Source organism: Lentzea sp. NPDC051213 (assembly GCF_044455585.1).
GTDB lineage: Bacteria > Actinomycetota > Actinomycetes > Mycobacteriales > Pseudonocardiaceae > Lentzea.
This window is the reverse complement of the sequence record NZ_JBITEX010000005.1, coordinates 526,547-547,875: the sequence shown is the minus strand read 5'-3', so window position 1 is coordinate 547,875 and position 21,329 is coordinate 526,547. Positions and strand designations below refer to the sequence as shown.

Here is a 21,329-nt window from a genome sequence, read left to right as displayed (position 1 = left end):
CGTACACCTAGCTGAGGAAGGTGCCGGTACCCGCCCAAACGAGCACGAACGTGGGCCACAACCCCAGCACCAGGGTCACCACGGCACCCAACGTGATCGCGATGGTGGTGAACGCACCGGGCACGCTGACGGTCGGACCGTCCGGAGCCGGGTCGCTGAAGTACATCAGCACGATCACCCGCAGGTAGAAGAACGCCGCGACGGCCGAGGCCACCAGCGCGATCACCACGAGCGGGGTCAGCCCCGCCTCGATGGCCGCGCTGAACACGACGAACTTGCCGATGAAGCCCGACGTCAGCGGAATTCCGGCCAGCGCCAGCAGCAGGAACGTGAACACGGCGGCCACGACCGGCGACCGCTTCGCGAGACCTGCCCACTGCGACAGGTGCGTCGCCTCGCCGTCCGAGTTGCGGACGAGCGACACGATGCCGAACGCGGCGATCGTCGTGAAGCCGTACACCAGCAGGTAGAACATCGTGGCGCTCACACCGGGAGTGCCACCTTCCGGCGTCAGCGCGATCGAGCCGATCAGCAGGAAGCCGGCGTGTGCGACCGACGAGTACGCGATCATGCGCTTCACGTCGGTCTGCGTCAGGCCGAGCACCGCGCCGATCACCATCGAGATGACCGCGACGCCGTAGAGCACGCCGCGCCATTCCCACTGGGTGTTCTCGAACGCCACGGTGAGCACGCGCAGGATGCCGCCGAACGCGGCAACCTTGGTGCAGGCAGCCATGAACGCCGTCACCGGCGTCGGCGCGCCCTGGTAGACGTCCGGCGTCCACGAGTGGAACGGGCCGACCGCCGCCTTGAACAGCAGACCCACCACCAGCAGGCCGAAGCCCGCGAACAGCAGCGTGTCCGAGCGGTCAGTGCCGGCGGCCGCGGACGCGATGGCCGAGAGCTTCACCGAACCCGCGTAGCCGTAGAGCAGTGCGACGCCGTAGAGGAAGAACGCGGAGGCGAACGCACCGAGCAGGAAGTACTTCACGGCCGCTTCCTGCGAGAGCAGGCGACGGCGGCGAGCCAGGCCGCACAGCAGGTACAGCGGCAGCGACATGACTTCCAGCGCGATGAACATCGTCAGCAGGTCGTTCGACGCGACGAACGTCATCATGCCGCCGAGCGCGAACAGCGTGAGCGGGAAGACCTCGGTCTGCATGCCGGTCTTCGTCGCCTGGGCGCGGTCCTGGATGGTGCCGGGACGGATCGCGGCCTGAGCCACGAACGCGCCACCCGGCTCCACCGAGCGGTCGGCGATCAACAGCACGCTGCCGAACGCCAGCACCAGCAACGTGGCCCACAGGAACAGCGCCGGCGAGTCGACCGCGACCGCGCCCGCCAGCGTCGCCACGCCCTGCGCAGGACGCTCGGAGGTCGCGTACAGGATCAACGCACCGGTGGCGCCGACCAGCGTGACGAGCGACAGCACGAGCTGCACCGCCCACCGCTGGTGCTTGGGCAGCAACGCTTCCAGCAGCACGCTGACGCACGCCGCGCCGAGCACGATCAGCACCGGCGCGATGGCGCCGTAATCGATCTCCGGCGCCTCGATCGTCTGCGCCTGAGCGACGAGAAGGTTCACGTCACTTGCCTTCCTGCACGGAGACCGGGTCGGTCACGCCGACCTCGGTCAGCGTCGCCCCGACGGACGGGGTGATGACGTCGAGCACCGGCTGCGGGTAGAACCCGAGTGCCAGCACGATGACAACGAGCGGTGCGAGGACCGCGATCTCGCGCTTGTTCAGGTCGCCGATGGTCGTCTTCGTCCCCGGGTCACCGACAGCGCCAGGACCGGCGGCCGCACCCAGCAGCGCGTCGCCGCGCAGCGGGCCGGTCATGATCCGCTGGTAGAGCCACAGCACGTAGAGCGCCGCGAGCACCATGCCGACCGTCGCGATGATCGTGGCGACCGGCTGCGTCGGGAACGACCCGATCAGCACCAGGAACTCCGAGACGAACGAGTTCGTGCCGGGCAGCGACAGCGTGGTCAGGCCGGAGAGCAGCAGCATGCCCGCGAGCACCGGTGCCACCTTCGACATGCCGCCGTAGTCGGCGATCTTCGAGGAACCACCGCGCGCGATCACCATGCCGATCACCAGGATCAGCATGCCGGTCGAGATCGAGTGGTTGAGCATGTACGACACCGAGCCCACGCCTGCCTGCGACGTGAACGAGAAGATGCCGAGCGCGATGAAGCCGAAGTGCGCGATCGAGACGTACGCGAGGAACCGCTTCATGTCCCGCTGGCCCGTGGCGAGCAACGATCCATAAAGGACACCCGCGACCGCCAGCACGATCACGAACGGCGCCAGGTTCTTCGACGCCGTCGGGAACATCGGCAGCAGGTAGCGCAGCATGCCGAACGTGCCGACCTTGTCGAGGATGCCGACGACGATCACCGTGACGCCGATCGGCGCCTCGGCGGCCGCGTCCGGCAGCCAGGTGTGGAACGGCACCAGCGGCGCCTTGATCGCGAACGCCAGGAAGAAGCCGAGGAACAGCCAGGTCTGCGTCGTCGAGTCGGCGTCGCGGACCACGGTCACCAGGGTCGCCCAGTCGAACGTGCCCTTGCCCAGCTCGTCCGACGCCATCGCGTAGGCGCCGATCGCGGAGGCCAGCATGATCAGGCCGCCGAGGAACGAGTACAGGAAGAACTTGACCGCCGCGTACTGCCTGCGCGCGCCGCCGTAGCCGCCGATCAGGAAGTACATCGGGATCAGCATGACCTCGAACAGCACGTAGAACAGGAAGACGTCGGTGGCGGCGAACACCGCGACCGTCACGGACGTCTGCACCAGGATCAGCGAGAGGTACCCGCCCTGGGACCGGCCGGCCGGCAGCTTCTCCGTCCAGCCGGCGCCGATCACCAGCGGGATGAGGACCGCGATCACCGCGATCATCACCAGCGCGATGCCGTCGATGCCGAACGAGAGCCGGACACCGAACGCCGGGATCCAGTCCACTCCGGACGCGAGCTGGATCCGCTCGCCGTCCGGGTCGTAGGCGAACCACAGCAGCGCGGCGAGCACCAGCTCGACGATCGAGAACCCGAGTGCGACGTACTTCGCCTTCAGGTCGTCGTTGCGCAGGAACGCCACCACCAGCGCGCCGACGAGCGGCACGACCAGGAGTGCGATCAGAACCCAGCTCACGAGAACCTCACCACCAGGAGCGCCCCGAGCACGAAGATCGAGCCCAGGAGCATGGACAGTGCGTAGGAGCGGACGAACCCGGTCTGCAGCCTGCGCAACCGGCCGGAGCTACCGCCGAGCAGCGCCGCCGTGCCGTTGACCAGACCGTCGACGCCCTTCAGGTCGACGAAGACCAGCGCGCGGGTGAGCCAGGTGCCCGGCCGCGCGAACAGGGCCTCGTTCAGTGCGTTGCCGAAGAGGTCCGCACGAGCCGCGCGCACCGGGAACGACACCCGCTCCGGCCGCTCGACCGGCTGCTTGCCGCGCAGGAAGAGCAGGCACGCGAGGCCGACGCCGAGCAACGAGAGCGCGACCGTCAAGATCCCGACCATGCCGTGCGAGAGCACGCCGTGCGACTCCTGCAGCTCGCCGAGCGACGGCTCGAGCCAGCCGGCGAGACGTCCGCCGGACGAGAGGAACCAGCCGCCACCGACCGAGCCGACCGCGAGGATGATCATCGGGACGGTCATCGTCCACGGCGACTCGTGCGGGTGGTAGTCCTTGCCGTTCTCCGCCTTCAGTTCCTTCCAGCGGGGCTTGCCCAGGAAGACCAGGATCAGCAGGCGCGTCATGTAGAACGCGGTCAGCGCGGCACCGAGAAGTGCGACACCGCCGAAGACGTACCCGCGCCAGCCCTCCGCGCCGAACGCCGCCGCGATGATGGCGTCCTTCGAGAAGTAGCCCGCGAACGGCGGGATGCCGATCAGCGCGAGGTAGCCCAGCGTCCACGTGACGAACGTGATCGGCAGGAACTTCCACAGCCCGCCCATGCGGCGGATGTTGCCCTCGTCGTTCATGCCGTGCATGACCGAACCGGCACCGAGGAAGAGCCCGGCCTTGAAGAAGCCGTGCGTCAGCAGGTGCATGATGCCCAGCGCGTAGCCGATCGGGCCGAGGCCCACCGCGAGGATCATGTAACCGATCTGCGAGACGGTGGAGTACGCCAGGACCTTCTTGAAGTCGTCGTAGGCGCAACCGATGATGCAACCGATCAGCAGCGTGACGCCACCGATGATCATCACGACCAGGCGGCCGTCCGCGCTCAGGTTGTAGAGCGGGTTCGCGCGGGCGATCAGGTACACGCCCGCGGTGACCATCGTTGCCGCGTGGATCAGTGCGGACACCGGGGTCGGGCCGGCCATGGCGTCGGGCAACCAGGCCTGCAGCGGGAACTGACCCGACTTGCCACAGGCACCGAGGAGCAGCAGCAGCGTGATCGCGAGGACCTCGGCGCTGGAGAACTCGCTGACGCGGCTGAAGACCTCGGTGTACTGCGTGGTCCCGAGGCGGTTGAACATCATGAAGATCGCGATGGCGAGACCGAGGTCGCCGACGCGGTTCATCAGGAAGGCCTTCTTGGCCGCGGACGCCGCCTCGGGCTTGTACTGGTACCAGCCGATCAGCAGGTACGAGGCGAGACCGACGCCCTCCCAGCCGAAGTACAGGGTCACGAAGCCGTTGCCCAGCACCAGCAGGAGCATCGCCGACACGAAGAGGTTCAGGTAGGCGAAGAACTTCCGCCTGCCTTCCTCGTGCGCCATGTAGCCGACCGAGTAGATGTGGATCAGCGAGCCCACACCGGTGATCAGCAGGACGAACGTGAGCGACAGCGGGTCGATCCGCAGTCCGAACTCGACGGTCAGCGCGTTGATGTTCACCCAGTTGAACAGGTGCACGTTCTGCACCCGCTCCTCGGCGTTGGAGATGCCGAGGGTGGAGAAGAACAACGCGATCGCGTAGGCGAACGAGCCGAGGAGCGTGGCACAGCCGAGCAGGTGACCCCACTTGTCCGTGCGCTTGCCACCGACCAACAACACCGCCGCACCCAACGCGGGCAGCGCGAGCAACAACCAGGCGAGACTCGCGATCCCGCTGGCGGCAACTGGTTCCGTCACCGGTGACCCCTCAGTACTTCAGCAGGTTCGAGTCGTCGACCGAGGCCGAGCGACGCGTCCGGAAGATGGACATGATGATCGCGAGGCCGACGACGACCTCCGCCGCGGCGACGACCATCACGAAGAACGCCATCACCTGACCGTCGAGCGAGCCGTTGATCCGCGCGAACGTCACCAGGCTCAGGTTGACCGCGTTGAGCATGAGCTCGACGCACATGAACACCACGATGGCGTTGCGGCGCACCAGGACGCCGACGGCGCCGATGCTGAACAGCAGTGCCGACAGCAGCAGGTAGTACGTGGGAGTCACGACTCACTTCCCTTGAGCGCGTGCGCGTCGGCCTCGTGCGCGGTGCCCGCGACCTCGGCCACGTCGTCCGAGAGCGTGTCCTTGTCGGTCGCCTCGATGACCTCGAACAGCGACTCCTCCGACACGCTGCCGTCGGGCAGCAGGGCGGGGGTGGCCACCGAGTTCGCGGTGGCGAAGACACCGGGGCCGGGGATGGACCCGACCCGCTTGCCGTCCTGGAAGCGCTCCTCGACGAGTTCCTTCTGCGTCTTCTTGGAGGGCTTCCCGTCACGGCCGACGAACGCCAGGATCATCGCGCCGAGCGCCGCGGTGATCAGCAGCGCCGAGGTGAGCTCGAACGCGAACAGGTAGTCCGTGAAGAGCTTCGTGCCGATGTTGCCGACGTTGCCGCCGTTCGTGGCGTTCGCCTCGGCCAGGCCGACCGGCTCGACCGAGTTGAGCGCGCGGGCGACGGAGCCGACCATCAGGACGGCGAACCCGATGCCGAGCAACGCGGCCGCGAGTCGTTGCCCGCGAATCACTTCGACGACCGAGTCCGAACTGTCGCGGCCGACCATCATCAGCACGAACAGGAACAGCATCATGATCGCGCCGGTGTAGACGATGATCTGCACGAAGCCGAGGAACGGCGCCTGCTGGACCATGTAGAGCACACCGAGGCTGAGCATCGTCACCACGAGCCACAGCGCGGAGTGCACCGCGTTGCGCGCGAAGAGCATGCCGAGCGCGCCGGCCAGCGCGAGCGGGCCGAGCACCCAGAACGTGATCGCCTCACCGGTGGTCACGGTGTCCACCGCGCGCTGCACCGGCTCCGGCTGCTGGGCCAGGAACTGAACGAGCAGGCTCACTGCTGAGCCTCCTTCGCCAGCTGCGGGCCGTTCACGTAGTAGTCCTGCTCGTTCTCGCCGAGCCGCATCGGGTGCGGCGGCTGCTCCATGCCGGGCAGCAGAGGGGCGAGCAGGTCTTCCTTGGTGAAGATCAGGTCCTGCCGGTTGTCGTCGGCGAGCTCGTACTCGTTCGTCATGGTGAGCGAACGGGTCGGGCACGCCTCGATGCAGAGGCCGCAGCCGATGCAGCGCAGGTAGTTGATCTGGTAGTCCGCGCCGAAGCGCTCACCGGGCGAGAAGCGTGCTTCCTCGGTGTTGTCGCCACCTTCGACGAAGATCGCGTCCGCGGGGCAGGCCCACGCGCACAGCTCGCAGCCGACGCACTTCTCCAGCCCGTCCGGATGCCGGTTCAGCTGGTGACGGCCGTGGAACCGCGGCGCGGTCACCTTCTTGACCTCGGGGTACTCCTCCGTCACCACCTTCTTGAACATGGTGCCGAAGGTGACTCCGAAGCCCTTGAGGGACTCGAACATCCCTACTCAGCCTCCTTCGCGGTGGGAGCGGCGGCCAGGACTTCCGTGTCCTTGGGCAAAGTCGCGACCTTGACCTTGCGCTTGGGCGCGGCCTTGGGAACAGCGAGGTCGAGCGGCGGAACCGGGAAGCCTCCGCCGGCCAGCGGCACGCCTCTGGTGTCCTGGACCTTCTTGTCCGGCAGCAGGAACGAGACCAGCAGCACGAGGCCGACGACCACGCCGAGCGCGATCAGCCTCTGTGCGGTCGAGAGCTGCTGGATGGCACCGGTGCGGATGACCGCGACGGCCATGATCCAGACGAGGCTGGTCGGGACCAGCACCTTCCAGCCCAGCTTCATGAACTGGTCGTAGCGCATGCGGGGCAGCGTGCCGCGCAGCCAGATGAAGATGAACAGGAAGAACAGCGTCTTGCCGATGAACCAGAGCAGGCCCCACCAGCCGGTGTTCATGAACTCGCCGCTCCACGGGGCGTGGTAGCCGCCGAGGAAGAGCGTGGTCGCGAGCGCCGAGACGGTGACCATGTTGACGTACTCGGCGAGGAAGAACAGCGCGAACTTCAGCGAGCTGTACTCCGTGTGGAAACCACCGACCAGCTCCGACTCGGCCTCGGGGAGGTCGAACGGCGCGCGGTTGGTCTCGCCGACCATCGACACCACGTAGATCGCGAAGCTGGGGAACAGCAGGAGGCCGAACCAGCCGGGCGCGAACCCGAGCACGGTGCTCGCCTGCGCGCCGACGATGTCACCGGTCGAGAGCGAGCCGGTGAACATGATCACCGCGACGATCGACAGGCCCATCGAGATCTCGTAGGAGATCACCTGCGCGGCCGAGCGCAGCGCGCCGAGCAGCGGGTACGGCGAGCCGGAGGCCCAGCCGGACAACACGATGCCGTAGACGCCGAGCGAGGAGCAGGCCAGCACCACCAGCACGCCGACCGGGAGGTCGACGAGCTGCAACGCGGTCTGCTGGCCGAACAGGTTGACCTCACCCGCGAGCGGGATCACCGAGAACGCGAGGAACGCGGGGATGCAGGAGATCACCGGGGCGAGGAAGAACACCCACTTGTCCGCGAGGACCGGGCGGATGTCCTCCTTGAACGCGAGCTTCAGACCGTCCGCCAGCGACTGCAGCCAGCCGTTGGGGCCCACGCGGTTGGGGCCGGGGCGGTGCTGCATCCGCGCGACGACCTTGCGCTCCCAGTTGATCATGAACAGAGTCATGACCACGAGGAACGCGAAGATCGCCACGACCTTGATCAGCACCAGCCAGATCGGGTCGTCCGCGAGCAGCTTGGCGGTGTCGCCGATCTCCGCTGCGAAGACGTGCTGGGTCATGACTTCCCTCCGCTGACGGAGACGATCGAGCCGTGGCCCGCACCGAGCGTGCGGCGGACGGTCACGTCACCCGAGTTGGTCGGCAGCCAGATGACGCCCTCGGGCAGGTCGTCGGTCTCGACCGGGAGCGTGATCGCGCCGCGGTCGGTGGAGACCGTCACGTGACCGCCGGTCGCCAGTCCGAGCTGCTGCGCGGTGGCCTCGGCGACCTTCGCGACGACCGGGCGGGCGGTGCCGGCCAGGTTCGGCTCCTCGACCTGCAACGAGCCGTTGCCGATCAGGCGGTGCCACGTCGCGAGGACGGCCTTGCCGGAGCCTGCCGGGCTCTGCAGCGGTGCGGCGACGTTGAGCGACGAGCCGCTCGGCGCGCCTTCACCGAGGCGGGCCAGGTCGGCGGCCGCGCTGGCGGGCGTCTGCGTGAACAGGTCCGCGTCCATCTCCACCGCGAGGGTGTCGAGCACGCGGCAGTCCGGCAGCGAGCCGGTGCCTTCGAGCGTCGTGCCGAACTCCCGGCGGCGGCCCTCCCAGTTGAGGAAGGTGCCGGACTTCTCGGCCGACGGGGCGATCGGGAGCACGACGTCGGCGTGCGCGGTGACCGCACTCGGCCGCAGCTCGAGGCTCACGACGAAACCGGCTCCGGCCAGCGCCTTCTCCGCGAGGAGCGAGTCCGGCAGGTCGAACGGGTCGACGCCGCCGACCACCAGGCCGGACAGCTCGCCGTTCGCGGCGGCGGTGAGGATTCCGGTCGTGTCGCGGCCCGGCGTCGCGGGGATCGTGCCCTCCTCGACGCCCCAGGTGCGCTCGACCTCGGTGCGCGCCGCCGCGTTCGCGACGTGGCGGCCACCGGGCAGCAGGTTCGGCGTGGCACCGACCGCGAGCGCACCGCGCTCACCGGCACGGCGCGGGATCCACGCGACCTGGGCACCGGTGCGCTCGGCCAGCTTCGCGACCGCGGTGAACGCGCCGGGGATCTCGGCGGCACGTTCGCCGACGAGGATCACCGCACCGGGCTTGCCGAGCAGCTCGACGACGTCGGAAGCGTGCTCTGCCAACCCGTTCAGCGCGTTCGCCTCGGCACCCGGCACGCACGCGAGCAGCGTGCCGTAGGTCTTCTCGACGGCCGGGGTGGTGAACTGGCCGAGGTGGAAGACCTTCGTGGTGCCCTTGCGAGCGGCCTTGCGCAGGCGCAGGAAGACGATCGGCGCCTCTTCCTCGGGCTCGAAGGCGACCAGCAGCGCGGCCGGTGCCTTCTCGATGCCCTGGAAGGTGACGCCGTTGTCCGGGTTGGTGAACACCGTCGTGCCGGACAGGAACTCCAGCTCCTCGGCGGAGTGCGGCCGGGCGCGGAAGTCGATGTCGTTGGTGCGCAACGCGATCCGGGCGAACTTCGAGTACGCGTAGGCGTCCTCGACGGTCAGCCGGCCGCCGGTCAGCACGCCGACACCCTGAGCGTCGCGTGCCGCCGCCAGACCGGCCGCCGCGACCTGCAGCGCCTCGGTCCACGAGGACTCGCGCAGCTCACCGGTCTCGGCGTCGCGGACCATCGGCCGCGTGATGCGGTCCTCTGCCGTGGCGTAGCGGAAGGCGAACCGGCCCTTGTCGCAGATCCACTCCTCGTTGACCTGCGGGTCGTCGCCGGCGAGCTTGCGCTGCACCTTGCCGCGCCGCCAGTCGGTGCGCTCGGCGCAACCCGACGAGCAGTGCTCGCACACGCTCGGCGTCGACACGAGGTCGAACGGGCGGGCGCGGAACCGGTAGGCAGCGCTGGTGAGTGCGCCGACCGGGCAGATCTGGATGGTGTTGCCGGAGAAGTACGACTGGAACGGCTTCTCTTCGGCGATGCCGATCTGTTGCTGCGAACCGCGCTCCAGCAGCTCGATGAACGGGTCGCCGGCGATCTGCGCGGAGAACCGGGTGCAGCGCTGGCAGAGCACGCAGCGTTCGCGGTCGAGCAGCACCTGCGTCGAGATGTTGATCGGCTTCGGGAACGTCCGCTTGTGCTCGTGGAAGCGGGAGTCGCTGCGGCCGTGGGCGATCGCCTGGTTCTGCAGCGGGCACTCACCGCCCTTGTCGCAGATCGGGCAGTCCAGCGGGTGGTTGATGAGCAGCAGCTCCATCACACCCTGCTGGGCCTTGTCCGCGACCGGCGAGGTCAGCTGGGTCTTCACGACCATGCCGTCCGCGACCGTCATCGTGCAGGAGGCCTGCGGCTTCGGCATCGGCCGGCCGCCCATCTCGACCTCGACGAGACACTGGCGGCAGGCGCCCGCGGGCTCCAGCAGCGGGTGGTCGCAGAAGCGCGGGATGACCGTGCCGAGGCGCTCTGCCGTGCGGATCAGCAGCTCACCCTTGGGCGCGATGACCTCCACGCCGTCGATGATCAGCTTGACGTGACCCTCGGGGACGACAACCTCGGCCGTCGTGGGCTTGTCAGGGGCGATGGTCATGCGTTCGCTCCAGCCAGGACCTTGGAGTTCGTGTCGCACAGTGCGAGGAACTCGTCCTTGAAGTACTTGATGCCACTGGTGATCGGGCTGACGGCACCGTCACCCAGCGCGCAGAACGAGCGGCCGAGGATGTTGTCGCAGACGTCGAGCAACGTGTCGATGTCGCTCGCCGTGCCGTTGCCCGCCACCATCCGCTGCAGGATCTGCACGAGCCAGTACGTGCCCTCGCGGCACGGCGTGCACTTGCCGCACGACTCGTGCTTGTAGAACTCCGTCCACTTCATGACGGCCCACGGCACGGACACGGTCTCGTTGAAGATCTGCAGTGCCGTCGTGCCCAGCATCGAGCCGGCCTCGGCACAGCCTTCGAAGTCCAGCGGGACGTCGAGGTGCTCGGCCGTGAACAGCGGCGTGGACGAGCCACCCGGCGTCCAGAACTTGATCGGGATGCCGTCCTTCATGCCACCGGCCATGTCCAGCAGCTCGCGCAGCGTGGTGCCCATCGGCGCCTCGTACTGGCCGGGGTTCGTCACGTGGCCGGACAGCGAGAAGATCTTCGGGCCGGGTGAGCGATCGCGGCCCATCTCGCGGAACCAGTCGGCGCCACCGTTGACGATGAAGGGAACCGAGGCGATGGTCTCGACGTTGTTCACGACAGTGGGCGCCGCGTAGAGGCCCGAGGTCGCGGGGAACGGCGGCTTGAGTCGCGGCTGGCCACGACGGCCCTCCAGCGAGTCGAGCAGCGCGGTCTCCTCGCCGCAGATGTACGCGCCGGCGCCGGCGTGGATCACCACGTCCAGGTCGAAGCCGCTGCCGAGGATGTCCTTGCCCAGGTAGCCCTTGGCGTACGCCTCGCGCACGGCCGCGTTGAGGCGGCGGATGCAGTGCAGGACCTCACCGCGGACGTAGATCGCCGCGAAGTTCGCGCGGATCGCGTACGACGTGATGATCACGCCCTCGATCAGCGAGTGCGGGTCCGCCATCATCAGCGGGATGTCCTTGCAGGTGCCCGGCTCGCCCTCGTCGGCGTTGATGACGAGGTAGTGCGGCTTGCCGTCGCCCTGCGGGATGAAGCCCCACTTCATGCCGGTGGGGAAACCCGCGCCGCCGCGGCCGCGCAGTCCAGAGTCCTTGCACTGCTGGATGAGCTGGTCCGGGTGGGCCTTGAGCGCCTTGGGCAGGGCGGTGTAGCCGCCGGTGCGCTCGTAGGTCTCGATGGTCCAGGACCTGGGCTCGGTCCAGCGCGTGGTGAGAACGGGAGTCAGTGGGTTGACCATGGTTCCCCTACTTCTTTTCCGGCAGGGCAGGGAACTCGACCTCGGCTGGCATCTCCGGCGCGACCCAGCCGCGGTCCTTCGCGATCTGGGCGCCCCGGAGCGTCTCCGGTGCCGCCGACGGTCCGTCGAGGTCCGCGTCGCGGCCCTCGAAGAAGCCGGCGAGCTGGAGTTCCGCCTGCTTGAAGTCGGTGAGCGGAGCGCCGCGGGTCGGGGCGGGCTTTTCCCCTGACTGCAACGCCTTCACGAGTCCCAGCGCCTTGTCCGGCGTCTGGTTGTCGTAGAACTCGTAGTTCACCTGGAGCACCGGGCCGAGGTCGCACGCGGCGAGGCACTCGGCGTGCTCCAGCGTGATCGAGCCCGGCGCACCCGGCTCGCCCGCGGTCCCCTCGTGGCCCACCCCGAGGTGGTCCTTGAGGGTGGAGTAGATGGCGTCGCCGCCGAGCGCCGCGCACAGCGTGTTCGTGCACACGCTGACCAGGTGCTCACCGCACGGACGGCGCTTGTACATCGTGTAGAACGTCGCGACGGCGCTGACCTCGGCCTCGCTCAGGTCGAGCTGCCCGGCGCAGAACCGGATGCCGTCCTGGCTCACGTAGCCCTCGACCGACTGCACCAGGTGCAGCATCGGCAGCAGGGCACTGCGGGCCTGCGGGTAGCGGGCGATGATCGCCTGCGCTTTGTCCGCGGTGGACTGGTCGAACGTGGTCTGTTCTGGGGCCTGAGTCATCGGTCGCAACCACCCATCACCGGGTCGATCGAGGCGACGGACGCGATCACGTCGGCGACCATGCCGCCCTCGCACATCGCGGGCATCGACTGGAGGTTCACGAAACTGGGTTCGCGGACGTGCACGCGCATCGGGCGGGTGCCGCCGTCGGAGACCATGTGGTAGCCCAGCTCGCCGCGCGGGGACTCGATCGCCTGGTACACCTGGCCCGCCGGCACCTTGAAGCCCTCGGTCACCAGCTTGAAGTGGTGGATCAGGGATTCCATGGACTGGCCCATGATCTTGCGGACGTGCTCGAGCGAGTTGCCCATGCCGTCGCTGCCGATCGTGAGCTGCGCGGGCCACGCGATCTTGGCGTCCTCGACCATCACCGGGCCGGTCGGCAGCGTGTCGACGACCTGCTTGATGATCTTGAGCGACTGGTGCATCTCCTCGAGCCGCAGCAGGTACCGCGCGAAGCAGTCCGCCGCGTTCGAGGTGGGCACGTCGAACTGGTAGTTCTCGTAGCCGCAGTACGGCTCGATCTTGCGCAGGTCCCAGGCCAGGCCGGCGGAGCGCAGGATCGGGCCGGTGATGCCGAGCGCGAGGCACGCGTCGACGGGCAGGTAACCCACGCCCGCCATGCGGTTGCGCCAGATCGGCTGGCCGGTGAGCAGCTTGTCGTAGTCCGGCAGCCGCTTGTGCATGATCTTGAGGAAGGCGCGGATCTTCTCGATCGCGTCCGCCGGCAGGTCCTGCGCGATGCCGCCGGGACGGATGAACGCGTGGTTCATCCGCAGGCCGGTCAGGTGCTCCAGCAGGTGCAGCACCTCCTCGCGCTCGCGGAAGCCGGAGGTCATGCCCGTGAGGGCGCCGAGCTCCATGCCGCCGGTGGCGAGGGCGACGAGGTGCGAGCTGATGCGGTTGAGCTCCATCAGCAGCACGCGGATCGCCTGCGCGCGGTCGGGCACCGTGACGCCGAGCAGCTTCTCGATGCCCATGCAGTACGCGGCTTCGTGGTGCAGCGGCGCCAGGTAGTCGGTGCGCGTGATGAAGGTGACGCCCTGGACCCAGTTCCGGTACTCGAGGTTCTTCTCGATACCCGTGTGCAGGTAGCCGATGACGCTGCGGGCGTGCGTGACCGTCTCGCCCTCGAGCTCCAGCACCAGGCGGAGCACGCCGTGCGTCGACGGGTGCTGCGGGCCGAGGTTCATGACGATGCGCTCGTCGTGGACCGCGTCCGCGAGCACCTCGTCCCAGTCGCCGCCGGTGACCGTGTAGACGGTGCCCTCGGTGGTGCGCCGCGACTCGGCGATCTCCTCGGGCGCGCTGTCGCGACCGGCCGGGCCGGTGGCCGTTCCGGTGGTCGCGTCGGAAAGTCGCTCGGTCATGAGTACGACCGCCTCTGGTCCGGCGGAGGAATCTCCGCGCCCTTGTACTCGACCGGAATGCCGCCCAGCGGGTAGTCCTTGCGCTGCGGGTGGCCGTCCCAGTCGTCCGGCATGAGGATGCGGGTCAGTCCGGGGTGACCGTCGTAGATGATCCCGAACATGTCCCAGGTCTCGCGCTCCTGCCAGTCCGCCGTCGGGTAGACGTCGATCAGGCTCGGCACGTGCGGGTTGTCGACGTCGACCGCGACCTCCAGCCGGATGCGGCGGCGGTAGGTCATCGACGTCAGGTGCGTGACCGAGTGCAGGCGCTGCGGCACGTCGACGCCGTAGTCCACACCGGACACCGAGCTGCACAGCTCGAAGCGCAGGGACGGGGTGTCGCGCAGGATCCGCGCGACCTCCAGCAGCGTCTCCGGCTTGAGGTAGAAGGTGATCTCGCCGCGGTCGACCGTCACCTGCTGCACCGTGTCGGCGGGCAGGCCCTTGTCGCTGATCGCGGCGAACAGCTCGTCGGCGACCTCGTCGAACCAGCCGCCGAACGGGCGCTCGGCGGGCGCGGCGACGTGGGCGGGCAGGCGCAGACCGCCGAAGCCGGAGGTGTCACCGGAGCCGGTGACACCGAAGAGGCCCTGGCGCTCGTGGCCGGCGAACATCGGTGCCTTCGCTTCGGCGCCGTTCGTCTCGAGGCCCTCGACAGCGCGTTCGGCGCTGGAGTGCTCTCCCCCTGGCTCGGTCACTTCTTCCTCGCAAAACGCTCGGAGGACGGGATGAGGTCGGTGCGGTAGCCCGAGTCGGCGAGTGCCTTGGCGCGCACGGCGTTCAGCGGCTCGTCCATGATCTTGGCGTGGATCTTGAGGATCGCGTCGATCAGCATCTCCGGCCGCGGCGGGCAGCCCGGCAGGTACATGTCGACCGGCACGACGTGGTCGACGCCCTGCACCACCGCGTAGTTGTTGAACATGCCGCCAGTGCTGGCGCACACGCCCATCGCCAGCACCCAGCGCGGTTCGGGCATCTGGTCGTAGATCTGGCGCAGCACCGGCGCCATCTTGTTGGTGACGCGACCCGCGACGATCATCAGGTCCGCCTGGCGCGGTGAGGCCCGGAAGACCTCCATGCCGAAGCGGGCGAGGTCGTAGCGCGGACCACCCGTCGTCATCATCTCGATGGCGCAGCAGGCCAGGCCGAAGGTGGCAGGCCACAGCGAGGACTTGCGGGTCCAGTTGACCAGCTTCTCAACACTGACCAGCAGGATGCCGTTCGGGAGCTTCTCCTCGAGACCCATGACTTCCTCAGTTCCAGTCGAGGCCGCCGCGACGCCACACGTAGACGTACGCGAAGCCGACCGTTGCGACGAACAGCACGATCTCCACCAGCCCGAACAGGCCGAGCTTGTCCGCGGCTACGGCGAACGGGTAGAGGAACACCATTTCGATGTCGAACAAGATGAAGAGCATCGCCGTCAGGTAGTAGGCGACGGGCATGCGCCCACCACCGACGACCGGCTGCGGGCTCGGCTCGATGCCGCACTCGTACGCGTCGAGCTTCGCCCGGTTGTAGCGGCGGGGTCCGATGTACGGCGCCGCGGTCACCGAGAACAGGGCGAACGCCCCGGCGAGGGCGAACATCAATACGAGGGGGAGGTAAGGGTCAAGCACGCTCCGTCGTCCTTTCCTCGCGGTCGAGCGCACCCTAAGGGGTGTTCTTCACTGCTCCGTTTGTTAGGAGGCCCTAACAAACGCTTGTGAAACAGTTCACAAGCTTGTGCAGACTGTTGTGAAGTGATTCACAAGCTCGGTGGCCAGTGTAGAACGCCTGTAAATGACCTAGGTCACAGGGTCTGACCTGGGGGTTTAACTTCGTTGACACATGCGAAACGGCACCGGCTCGTATTGAGCCGGTGCCGTCACCTATTCGGAGTAATTTACGCGGTGGGCGCGAGCTTCGTGGCGGCCACGATCAGGCGGTCCATTGCGTCGCCGTCCTTCGGGTCGTAGAGGCCCGCGAGTAGCTTGAGCACGAGTTTCATCAGACGCTTTCGCGGCATTCCGTACTTCGTTGCGGTCCGCATGACCGCCGGGTTCCCGATGAGCTTCGAGAAGACGTTCCCGAGCCGGTAGTAGCTGCCGAGCGCCTGTTCGATCCGGACCGGGTAGCCGTGCAGCGCGCGTTCACGGTTGACGCCCGTCCGCGCGAGGGCCTGGACGACGCACTCGCTGGCGATCTTGGCCGACTCCATGGCGTAGCCGATGCCCTCGCCGTTGAACGGGTTGACCATGCCGCCGGCGTCGCCGACGAGCACCAGTCCCGCCCGGTAGTGCGGCTTGCGGTTGAGGCCCATCGGGAGCGCGGCGCCGCCGATGCGGCTCGTCGCGTTCTCCTCGCGGAAGCCCCACTCCTCCGGCGTGCCGTCGAGCCAGGACCGCAGCAGCGCGCGGTAGTCCGTGGTGCCGTAGGCCTTTGACGTGCTGAGAATGCCCAGGCCGACGTTCACGGTGCCGTCACCCATGCCGAAGATCCAGCCGTAGCCTGGCAGCAGCTTGCCGTCCGGCGCCCACAGCTCGAGGTGCGACTCGAGGTAGTCGTCCTTGGTGCGCGGGCTCGAGTAGTACCGGCGGACCGCGACGCCCATCGGCTTGTCGTCGTCCTTCTGCAGGCCGATGCTCAGCGCCAGTCGCGCTGACACACCGTCACAGGCCACGGTGATCGGCGCCCGGTAGGTGACCGGGTTCTTCTCCGGCCCCTGCTTGGCCTCGACGCCGACGACCCGGCCGTTCTCGACGATGGCCTTGGTGACCGTGGTGTTCTCGTGCAGCCGCGCGCCCGCCGCCTTCGCGGTGTTCGCGAGCATCTCGTCGAAGTCCTGCCTGGGGCGGACGACGCCGTAGTTCGGGAAGGTCGCGAGGTCCGGCCAGTCGAGCTCCATGGTCACGCCACCGCCGACGACCCGCAGCCCCTTGTTGTGCAGCCAGCCGTTCTCTTCACGGGTGTCGATGCCGAGGTCGATCAGCTGCTTGACGCCGCGCGGGGTCAGGCCGTCACCGCAGACCTTCTCCCTGGGGAAGGCGCTCTTCTCCAGCAACAGCACGTCGAGGCCCGCGCGGGCCAGGTAGGTCGCCGCGGTCGAGCCCGCCGGTCCCGCCCCCACCACGATGACGTCGGCGTCCTCGTTGATCCCGCGCCTGCTCATCCAGACTCCCTACACGTGTACCTGTCACAGCCCACAGCTCTGCTCGCGACTCTAACCGCCGCTCCCTGAGACCCCACGCCCCCTGCTGCCTGGGGGGAACGCGGGGGCCCCGCGTTCCCTACAAGGAAACGCAGGACCCCCGCGTAACCCTGAAGATCTCAAGTTGTCCACATGTCGATCATGGGGTGGTTGCTGTCCGCTCATTCCTGCCCATGATTGCGCGAATGACGAAACGAACCGCAGCTGACTACGGACGGCTGGCCGACCTGTTCGAGGACGGCGTCGCAGCCCGTCGTGAACTGCTCAAACTTGGGCTCACGGGGAAGGTGATGGCGCTCAAGTGTCGGCCCGGAGGTGGTTGGACGCGCTTGTTCCTCGGCGTCTACCTGTTGACGGGCGGAACTCCTGATCGAAGACAGCTTGTCCGAGGTGCGTTGTTACGCGCAGGTCCGCTCACTTACCTGACCGGTCTGGAAGCTGCGCGGCGACATGGCGTGCGACGTATTCCCGAAGACCAACGGATCCATGTTCTCGTACCTCACGGGCGTGGCCTCTCAAGTCAAGGTCCTCTCCTGGTCGAACGGACCAACCGGTCATGGTCCGGCACCGTGCGTGATGGCTTTCCTGTGGTCGATCTCGCTCGTGCCTTGATCGACGCCGCGCGCCGGGAAGCCCGCTTCGACGTGGTGCGAGCGATGATCGCCGACGCTGTCCAGCGACAACTCTGCTCCCCGAACGCGCTGGTAGCCGAGCTCCGGAACCTCCACCTCGGTGGTACCGCCCTGCCCAGAGCGGTGCTGGGCGAGGTGTCGGACGGTGTCCGCTCCGCAGCTGAGGCTTGGGCACGATCGCTTGTCGGCCGTTCATCGCTGCCGTCGCCCCAGCACAACGTGCTGATCCGCACCGCGCGGGGCCGGCAACTCGCGATCGTGGACGGCTGGTGGGACGACGTGGGGCTGGCATGGCAGATCGACTCGAAAGAGTTCCACATGTCTCCCGACGACTATGCCCACACGATGGCTCAGCACTCAGCCCTGTTGGCGCACGGCGTGATGACTGTGCACACCGTTCCGTCGCGACTCAAAACCGACCCCAACGCCGTGCTCGAAGAACTCGTCGGCGCATACCGTTCGGCTGCTACTCGCCCACGGCCCAGCGTGGTGGCAACGCTGTGGCGGCCCGTTTGAGGGGAACGCAGGGGCCCCGCGTTCCCGCCCAGGAAACGCAGGGGCCCCGCGTTCCCTGGAGAAGGGGGGTCCGGAGGTCAGGCGGCCGGCTCCGGGTCTGCCTGCTTCGGCTTGGTCGCGCGGTGCAGGGCCACCATGCCGCCGGTCAGGTTGAACCAGGCGACGTCCTCCCAGCCGGCCTTGGCGATCAGCTCGCCCAGCGCGCGCTGGTCCGGCCACGTCGCCATGGACTCGGCCAGGTAGGAGTACGCCACCGGGTTCGACGACACGAACCTCGCGATGAACGGCAGGAGCTTGAGCAGGTACCGCATGTAGACGAAGCGGAACGGCTTCCAGACCGGGGTCGAGACCTCGCAGATCACCATGCGGCCGCCCGGCTTCGTGACGCGGGCCATCTCCTGGAGGGCGACGACCGTGTCGTTGAAGTTGCGGATGCCGAAGGAGACCGTGACGGCGTCGAAGGACTCGTCCTTGAAGGGCAGGCGCAGGGCGTCTGCGGCGACCTTCGGGACGCGGCGGTGGGCGCCGGAGGCGAGCATGCCGACGGAGAAGTCCGCGGCGACGCACCACGCGCCGGACTCGGCGTACTCGACGGTGGACACCGCGGTGCCCGCGGCGAGGTCGAGGACCTTCTCGCCGGGGCGGGCGTCGAGGACGCGCCTGCTCCACTCCCGCCAGCGGCGGTCGAAGCCCAGCGTCATCACCGAGTTCGTGCGGTCGTAGCCCTTGGCCACGCCGTCGAACATCTCGGCGACCTCGCGGGGGTTCTTGTCCAGACCTGCTCGCGACATGCCCAGAGCGTAAGTCAGCCCGGCTGAGAGGGCGTTAGGGCACCCGGAGAGCTGTCAGCATGCCGTCCACCGCCGCCTGCCAGGGGTACTCCTCTGCCCTGGCCCGCGCGGCCTCCCGCGAACTGGACGCCAGGAGCCGCTGGGCGGCGGTCGCGAAAGCCAGCGCGTGGTCGTCGACGGCGGCGCCGCACGACGGCTGGACGATCTCCTTCAGGGCACTGCTCTGGCTGACGACGACCGGGGTGCCGCTGGCCAGCGCCTCGAGGGCGGCCAGGCCGAACGTCTCGTGCGGGCCGGGCGCCAGCGACAGGTCGGCGGAGGCGAGCAGGTTCGCGACGTCGAGCCGGTTCTTCACGAAGCCGAGGAACGTCACGGGCAGGCCTTGGGCCCGCTTCTCCAGGAACGCTCTGCGGGGTCCGTCGCCGGCGATCACCAGCCGCGCGCTGTAGCCCTGCTCGTGGAGCTCGGCCACCGTGTCCACGGAGCGTTCTACGTGCTTCTCCGGCGAGAGCCGTCCACAGTGGATGAGCAGGTTCTCCTTGCCCTGCAACAGGTCCCGGCGCAGCTCGGCGGAGTGACGGCGAGGCGTGAACGTGGTGAGGTCGACGCCGAGCGGCACCTGGGTGACGTTGCGGGCGCCGATGCGGTCGAACTCCTCGCGGGCGAAACCGGTCGTGCACACGACGGTGTCGTAGGACTCGGCCATGCGCCGGTTGGCCCAGTCTGCGGCTCTGACGGCGGGGTCGGCCGGCAGCACGAACTGGAGCAGGCGGTCGAGGCGTTCGTGCGAGATCACCACGTTCGGGATGCCGCGCTCACTCGCCCAGGCGCCCATGCCTCTGAGCGTGAGGCGGTCGGACACCTCCAGCCGGTCCGGCATGAGGTGTGCCAGCAAGGCCTTGACGCGCAACGGGTCCACCACGCGGTAGCCGCCGGTGTACGGGACCTTGAGCGCGGGCAGGGTGATGCGCCGGACGCCGCCGGGCAACATCTCGTCGGCGCGGCGGGCGCCCGGCACGACCAGCACCACCTCGTGACCCGACTGCACGTAGCCGGTGCCGAGGTGGTGCAGTGCCGTGCGGAGTCCGCCCGACTTCGGTCCGTAGAAGTTGGCCAGTTGCACGATCCTCATGCGGCCGCTTGGTGAGTGAGTCCGATGACCGCGGCGTAGTGGCCGATCAGCTCGTCGCAGATCGCCGGCCAGGTGCGGGAGAGCACCGACTTGCGGGCGGCGAGGCCGAACCGCTTGCGCAGCAACGGGTCGCGCAGCAGCTCCACGTACTGCGCGATGTCGTCCTCGAAGAGGTACCCGGTCCGGCCGTGCCGCACGAGGTCGCGCGGGCCGCCCGCGTTCGGCGCCAGCACCGGCAGGCCTGTCGCGAGGGCTTCCTGCACGGCCTGGCAGAACGTCTCGTGCGGGCCGGTGTGGATGAAGACGTCCAACGACGCGTAGGCCTCCGCGAGCGCCTCACCGGTGCGGAAGCCGAGGAACTCCGCGCGGGGGAGGTCTTTCTGGAGCTGCTCGCGGTCAGGCCCGTCACCGACGATCCTGAGGTGCACGCCCGGCAGGTCGTGGATCTCCTTGAGCCGGTGCACCTGCTTCTCCGGCGCAAGACGGCCGACGTAGCCCACGGTGAGCTGGTCGTTGTGCTTCGGCCGTGGGTGGAAGAGGTCGATGTCGACCCCGCGTCCCCACCGGTGCACGCGCGGGACACCGTGCTGTTCCAGGGCCTCGACCGCCGAGCTGGACGGCGCCAGCGTCCGGTCGGCCAGCGTGTGCAGGCGCTTGGTCCACCGCCACGCGGCGCGCTTGGTGAGCCCGAGCCCGTAGTTGCCGGCGAACCCGGCGACGTCGGTCTGGTAGACCGCGACGGTGGGCACGTCGATCTTCCGCGCGGCTCTCAGCCCGCTCGCACCGAGCACGAACGGCGAGGCCAGGTGCACGACGTCCGGCCGGAAGTCGGCGAGTGCGTTGTGCACCCTTCTGCTCGGCACACCGACCGGCAGGCTGGTCACCATCGGCACGTCGACCGACGCGACTCTGACGACGGGGGTGCCGTGGTGGTCGTCCGCACCGGCACCGGGCGCGACGACCAGGGCCTGGTGGCCGTTGCGCCGCAGGTGCTCCAGGACTCGGAGCACCGAGTTGCTGACGCCGTTCACCTGGGGCAGGAAGCTCTCGGTCACGATCGCTACTCGCACAAGGACACCATGAGGTGCCAGCATGAAGTCCGCGTGACACGAAAT

At 68.3% G+C, this 21,329-nt stretch carries 19 protein-coding genes; 1 reads left to right on the top strand and 18 read right to left on the bottom strand.

What is annotated here, in order from left to right; genetic code table 11:
* Window positions 1-7 precede the first annotated feature (7 nt).
* The 15 genes from nuoN to ACIA8G_RS25080 all read right to left on the bottom strand — a co-directional run bounded on the left by nuoN (window position 8) and on the right by ACIA8G_RS25080 (window position 17,104).
* Window positions 8-1,585 (bottom strand): NADH-quinone oxidoreductase subunit NuoN, encoded by a 1,578-nt coding sequence (gene nuoN / locus ACIA8G_RS25150; RefSeq protein ID WP_396421095.1) that lies wholly within the window; start codon window positions 1,583-1,585, stop codon window positions 8-10.
* Between the two features lies 1 nt (window position 1,586).
* Window positions 1,587-3,155, bottom strand: coding sequence for an NADH-quinone oxidoreductase subunit M (locus tag ACIA8G_RS25145; protein WP_396421094.1), 1,569 nt, complete (start codon window positions 3,153-3,155; stop codon window positions 1,587-1,589).
* Window positions 3,152-5,089 (bottom strand): NADH-quinone oxidoreductase subunit L, encoded by a 1,938-nt coding sequence (gene nuoL, locus ACIA8G_RS25140; RefSeq protein WP_396421093.1) that lies wholly within the window; start codon window positions 5,087-5,089, stop codon window positions 3,152-3,154. The genes ACIA8G_RS25145 and nuoL overlap by 4 nt, the downstream gene beginning before the upstream one ends.
* A gap of 10 nt (window positions 5,090-5,099) precedes the next feature.
* Window positions 5,100-5,399 (bottom strand): NADH-quinone oxidoreductase subunit NuoK, encoded by a 300-nt coding sequence (nuoK, locus tag ACIA8G_RS25135; RefSeq protein WP_030473209.1) that lies wholly within the window; start codon window positions 5,397-5,399, stop codon window positions 5,100-5,102.
* Window positions 5,396-6,241 carry an NADH-quinone oxidoreductase subunit J gene (locus ACIA8G_RS25130; protein ID WP_396421276.1) on the bottom strand — a complete coding sequence of 282 codons (846 nt, stop codon included), beginning with the start codon at window positions 6,239-6,241 and terminating at the stop codon, window positions 5,396-5,398. Before ACIA8G_RS25130 ends, nuoK begins: the two co-directional genes overlap by 4 nt.
* Window positions 6,242-6,243: 2 nt before the next feature.
* Window positions 6,244-6,759 carry an NADH-quinone oxidoreductase subunit NuoI gene (gene nuoI, locus ACIA8G_RS25125; RefSeq protein WP_189158977.1) on the bottom strand — a complete coding sequence of 172 codons (516 nt, stop codon included), beginning with the start codon at window positions 6,757-6,759 and terminating at the stop codon, window positions 6,244-6,246.
* A gap of 2 nt (window positions 6,760-6,761) precedes the next feature.
* A complete protein-coding gene (nuoH, locus tag ACIA8G_RS25120) occupies window positions 6,762-8,066 on the bottom strand; it encodes an NADH-quinone oxidoreductase subunit NuoH (protein WP_396421275.1) in 1,305 nt (434 codons plus the stop codon).
* A 23-nt stretch (window positions 8,067-8,089) separates the two neighbouring features.
* Window positions 8,090-10,540 (bottom strand): NADH-quinone oxidoreductase subunit G, encoded by a 2,451-nt coding sequence (locus tag ACIA8G_RS25115; RefSeq protein ID WP_396421092.1) that lies wholly within the window; start codon window positions 10,538-10,540, stop codon window positions 8,090-8,092.
* Window positions 10,537-11,817: an NADH-quinone oxidoreductase subunit NuoF gene (gene nuoF / locus ACIA8G_RS25110; RefSeq protein ID WP_396421091.1), complete on the bottom strand. Its 1,281-nt coding sequence runs from the start codon at window positions 11,815-11,817 to the stop codon at window positions 10,537-10,539. Before nuoF ends, ACIA8G_RS25115 begins: the two co-directional genes overlap by 4 nt.
* A 7-nt stretch (window positions 11,818-11,824) precedes the next feature.
* The gene (gene nuoE, locus ACIA8G_RS25105; RefSeq protein WP_396421090.1) at window positions 11,825-12,544 is read right to left on the bottom strand and encodes an NADH-quinone oxidoreductase subunit NuoE; all 720 of its coding nucleotides are present in this window, start codon (window positions 12,542-12,544) and stop codon (window positions 11,825-11,827) included.
* The gene (locus ACIA8G_RS25100; protein ID WP_396421089.1) at window positions 12,541-13,914 is read right to left on the bottom strand and encodes an NADH-quinone oxidoreductase subunit D; all 1,374 of its coding nucleotides are present in this window, start codon (window positions 13,912-13,914) and stop codon (window positions 12,541-12,543) included. Before ACIA8G_RS25100 ends, nuoE begins: the two co-directional genes overlap by 4 nt.
* Entirely contained in the window at window positions 13,911-14,651 is a 741-nt protein-coding gene (locus ACIA8G_RS25095) for an NADH-quinone oxidoreductase subunit C (RefSeq protein ID WP_396421088.1), read from the bottom strand. Before ACIA8G_RS25095 ends, ACIA8G_RS25100 begins: the two co-directional genes overlap by 4 nt.
* Window positions 14,648-15,199 (bottom strand): NuoB/complex I 20 kDa subunit family protein, encoded by a 552-nt coding sequence (locus ACIA8G_RS25090; RefSeq protein ID WP_396421087.1) that lies wholly within the window; start codon window positions 15,197-15,199, stop codon window positions 14,648-14,650. Before ACIA8G_RS25090 ends, ACIA8G_RS25095 begins: the two co-directional genes overlap by 4 nt.
* A gap of 7 nt (window positions 15,200-15,206) precedes the next feature.
* Window positions 15,207-15,572 carry an NADH-quinone oxidoreductase subunit A gene (locus ACIA8G_RS25085; protein ID WP_167975087.1) on the bottom strand — a complete coding sequence of 122 codons (366 nt, stop codon included), beginning with the start codon at window positions 15,570-15,572 and terminating at the stop codon, window positions 15,207-15,209.
* 266 nt (window positions 15,573-15,838) lie between these two features.
* Window positions 15,839-17,104: a geranylgeranyl reductase family protein gene (locus ACIA8G_RS25080; RefSeq protein ID WP_396421086.1), complete on the bottom strand. Its 1,266-nt coding sequence runs from the start codon at window positions 17,102-17,104 to the stop codon at window positions 15,839-15,841.
* A gap of 224 nt (window positions 17,105-17,328) precedes the next feature.
* Between ACIA8G_RS25080 and ACIA8G_RS25075 the strand changes: the two genes are divergently transcribed.
* Entirely contained in the window at window positions 17,329-18,291 is a 963-nt protein-coding gene (locus tag ACIA8G_RS25075) for a hypothetical protein (RefSeq protein WP_396421085.1), read from the top strand.
* A gap of 77 nt (window positions 18,292-18,368) precedes the next feature.
* Here ACIA8G_RS25075 and ACIA8G_RS25070 read toward each other — a convergent pair whose 3' ends face one another.
* Genes ACIA8G_RS25070 through ACIA8G_RS25060 form a run of 3 tightly spaced genes read right to left on the bottom strand, consistent with a single transcriptional unit; the run spans window position 18,369 to window position 21,284 of the window.
* Window positions 18,369-19,082: a demethylmenaquinone methyltransferase gene (locus ACIA8G_RS25070; RefSeq protein WP_396421084.1), complete on the bottom strand. Its 714-nt coding sequence runs from the start codon at window positions 19,080-19,082 to the stop codon at window positions 18,369-18,371.
* 34 nt (window positions 19,083-19,116) lie between these two features.
* Window positions 19,117-20,214 carry a glycosyltransferase gene (locus ACIA8G_RS25065; RefSeq protein ID WP_396421083.1) on the bottom strand — a complete coding sequence of 366 codons (1,098 nt, stop codon included), beginning with the start codon at window positions 20,212-20,214 and terminating at the stop codon, window positions 19,117-19,119.
* Window positions 20,211-21,284 (bottom strand): glycosyltransferase family 4 protein, encoded by a 1,074-nt coding sequence (locus ACIA8G_RS25060; RefSeq protein ID WP_396421082.1) that lies wholly within the window; start codon window positions 21,282-21,284, stop codon window positions 20,211-20,213. Before ACIA8G_RS25060 ends, ACIA8G_RS25065 begins: the two co-directional genes overlap by 4 nt.
* Window positions 21,285-21,329: the final 45 nt, after the last annotated feature.

Bases quoted from the DNA above. Each gene is read 5' to 3' on its own strand.
- ACIA8G_RS25080 (WP_396421086.1), bottom strand. From the start codon at position 17,104: ATGAGCAGGCGCGGGATCAACGAGGACGCCGACGTCATCGTGGTGGGG.
- nuoF (WP_396421091.1), bottom strand. From the start codon at position 11,817: ATGGTCAACCCACTGACTCCCGTTCTCACCACGCGCTGGACCGAGCCC.
- ACIA8G_RS25100 (WP_396421089.1), bottom strand. From the start codon at position 13,914: ATGACCGAGCGACTTTCCGACGCGACCACCGGAACGGCCACCGGCCCG.
- ACIA8G_RS25090 (WP_396421087.1), bottom strand. From the start codon at position 15,199: ATGGGTCTCGAGGAGAAGCTCCCGAACGGCATCCTGCTGGTCAGTGTT.
- nuoE (WP_396421090.1), bottom strand. From the start codon at position 12,544: ATGACTCAGGCCCCAGAACAGACCACGTTCGACCAGTCCACCGCGGAC.
- ACIA8G_RS25070 (WP_396421084.1), bottom strand. From the start codon at position 19,082: ATGTCGCGAGCAGGTCTGGACAAGAACCCCCGCGAGGTCGCCGAGATG.
- nuoI (WP_189158977.1), bottom strand. From the start codon at position 6,759: ATGTTCGAGTCCCTCAAGGGCTTCGGAGTCACCTTCGGCACCATGTTC.
- ACIA8G_RS25075 (WP_396421085.1), top strand. From the start codon at position 17,329: ATGACGAAACGAACCGCAGCTGACTACGGACGGCTGGCCGACCTGTTC.
- ACIA8G_RS25065 (WP_396421083.1), bottom strand. From the start codon at position 20,214: ATGAGGATCGTGCAACTGGCCAACTTCTACGGACCGAAGTCGGGCGGA.
- ACIA8G_RS25115 (WP_396421092.1), bottom strand. From the start codon at position 10,540: ATGACCATCGCCCCTGACAAGCCCACGACGGCCGAGGTTGTCGTCCCC.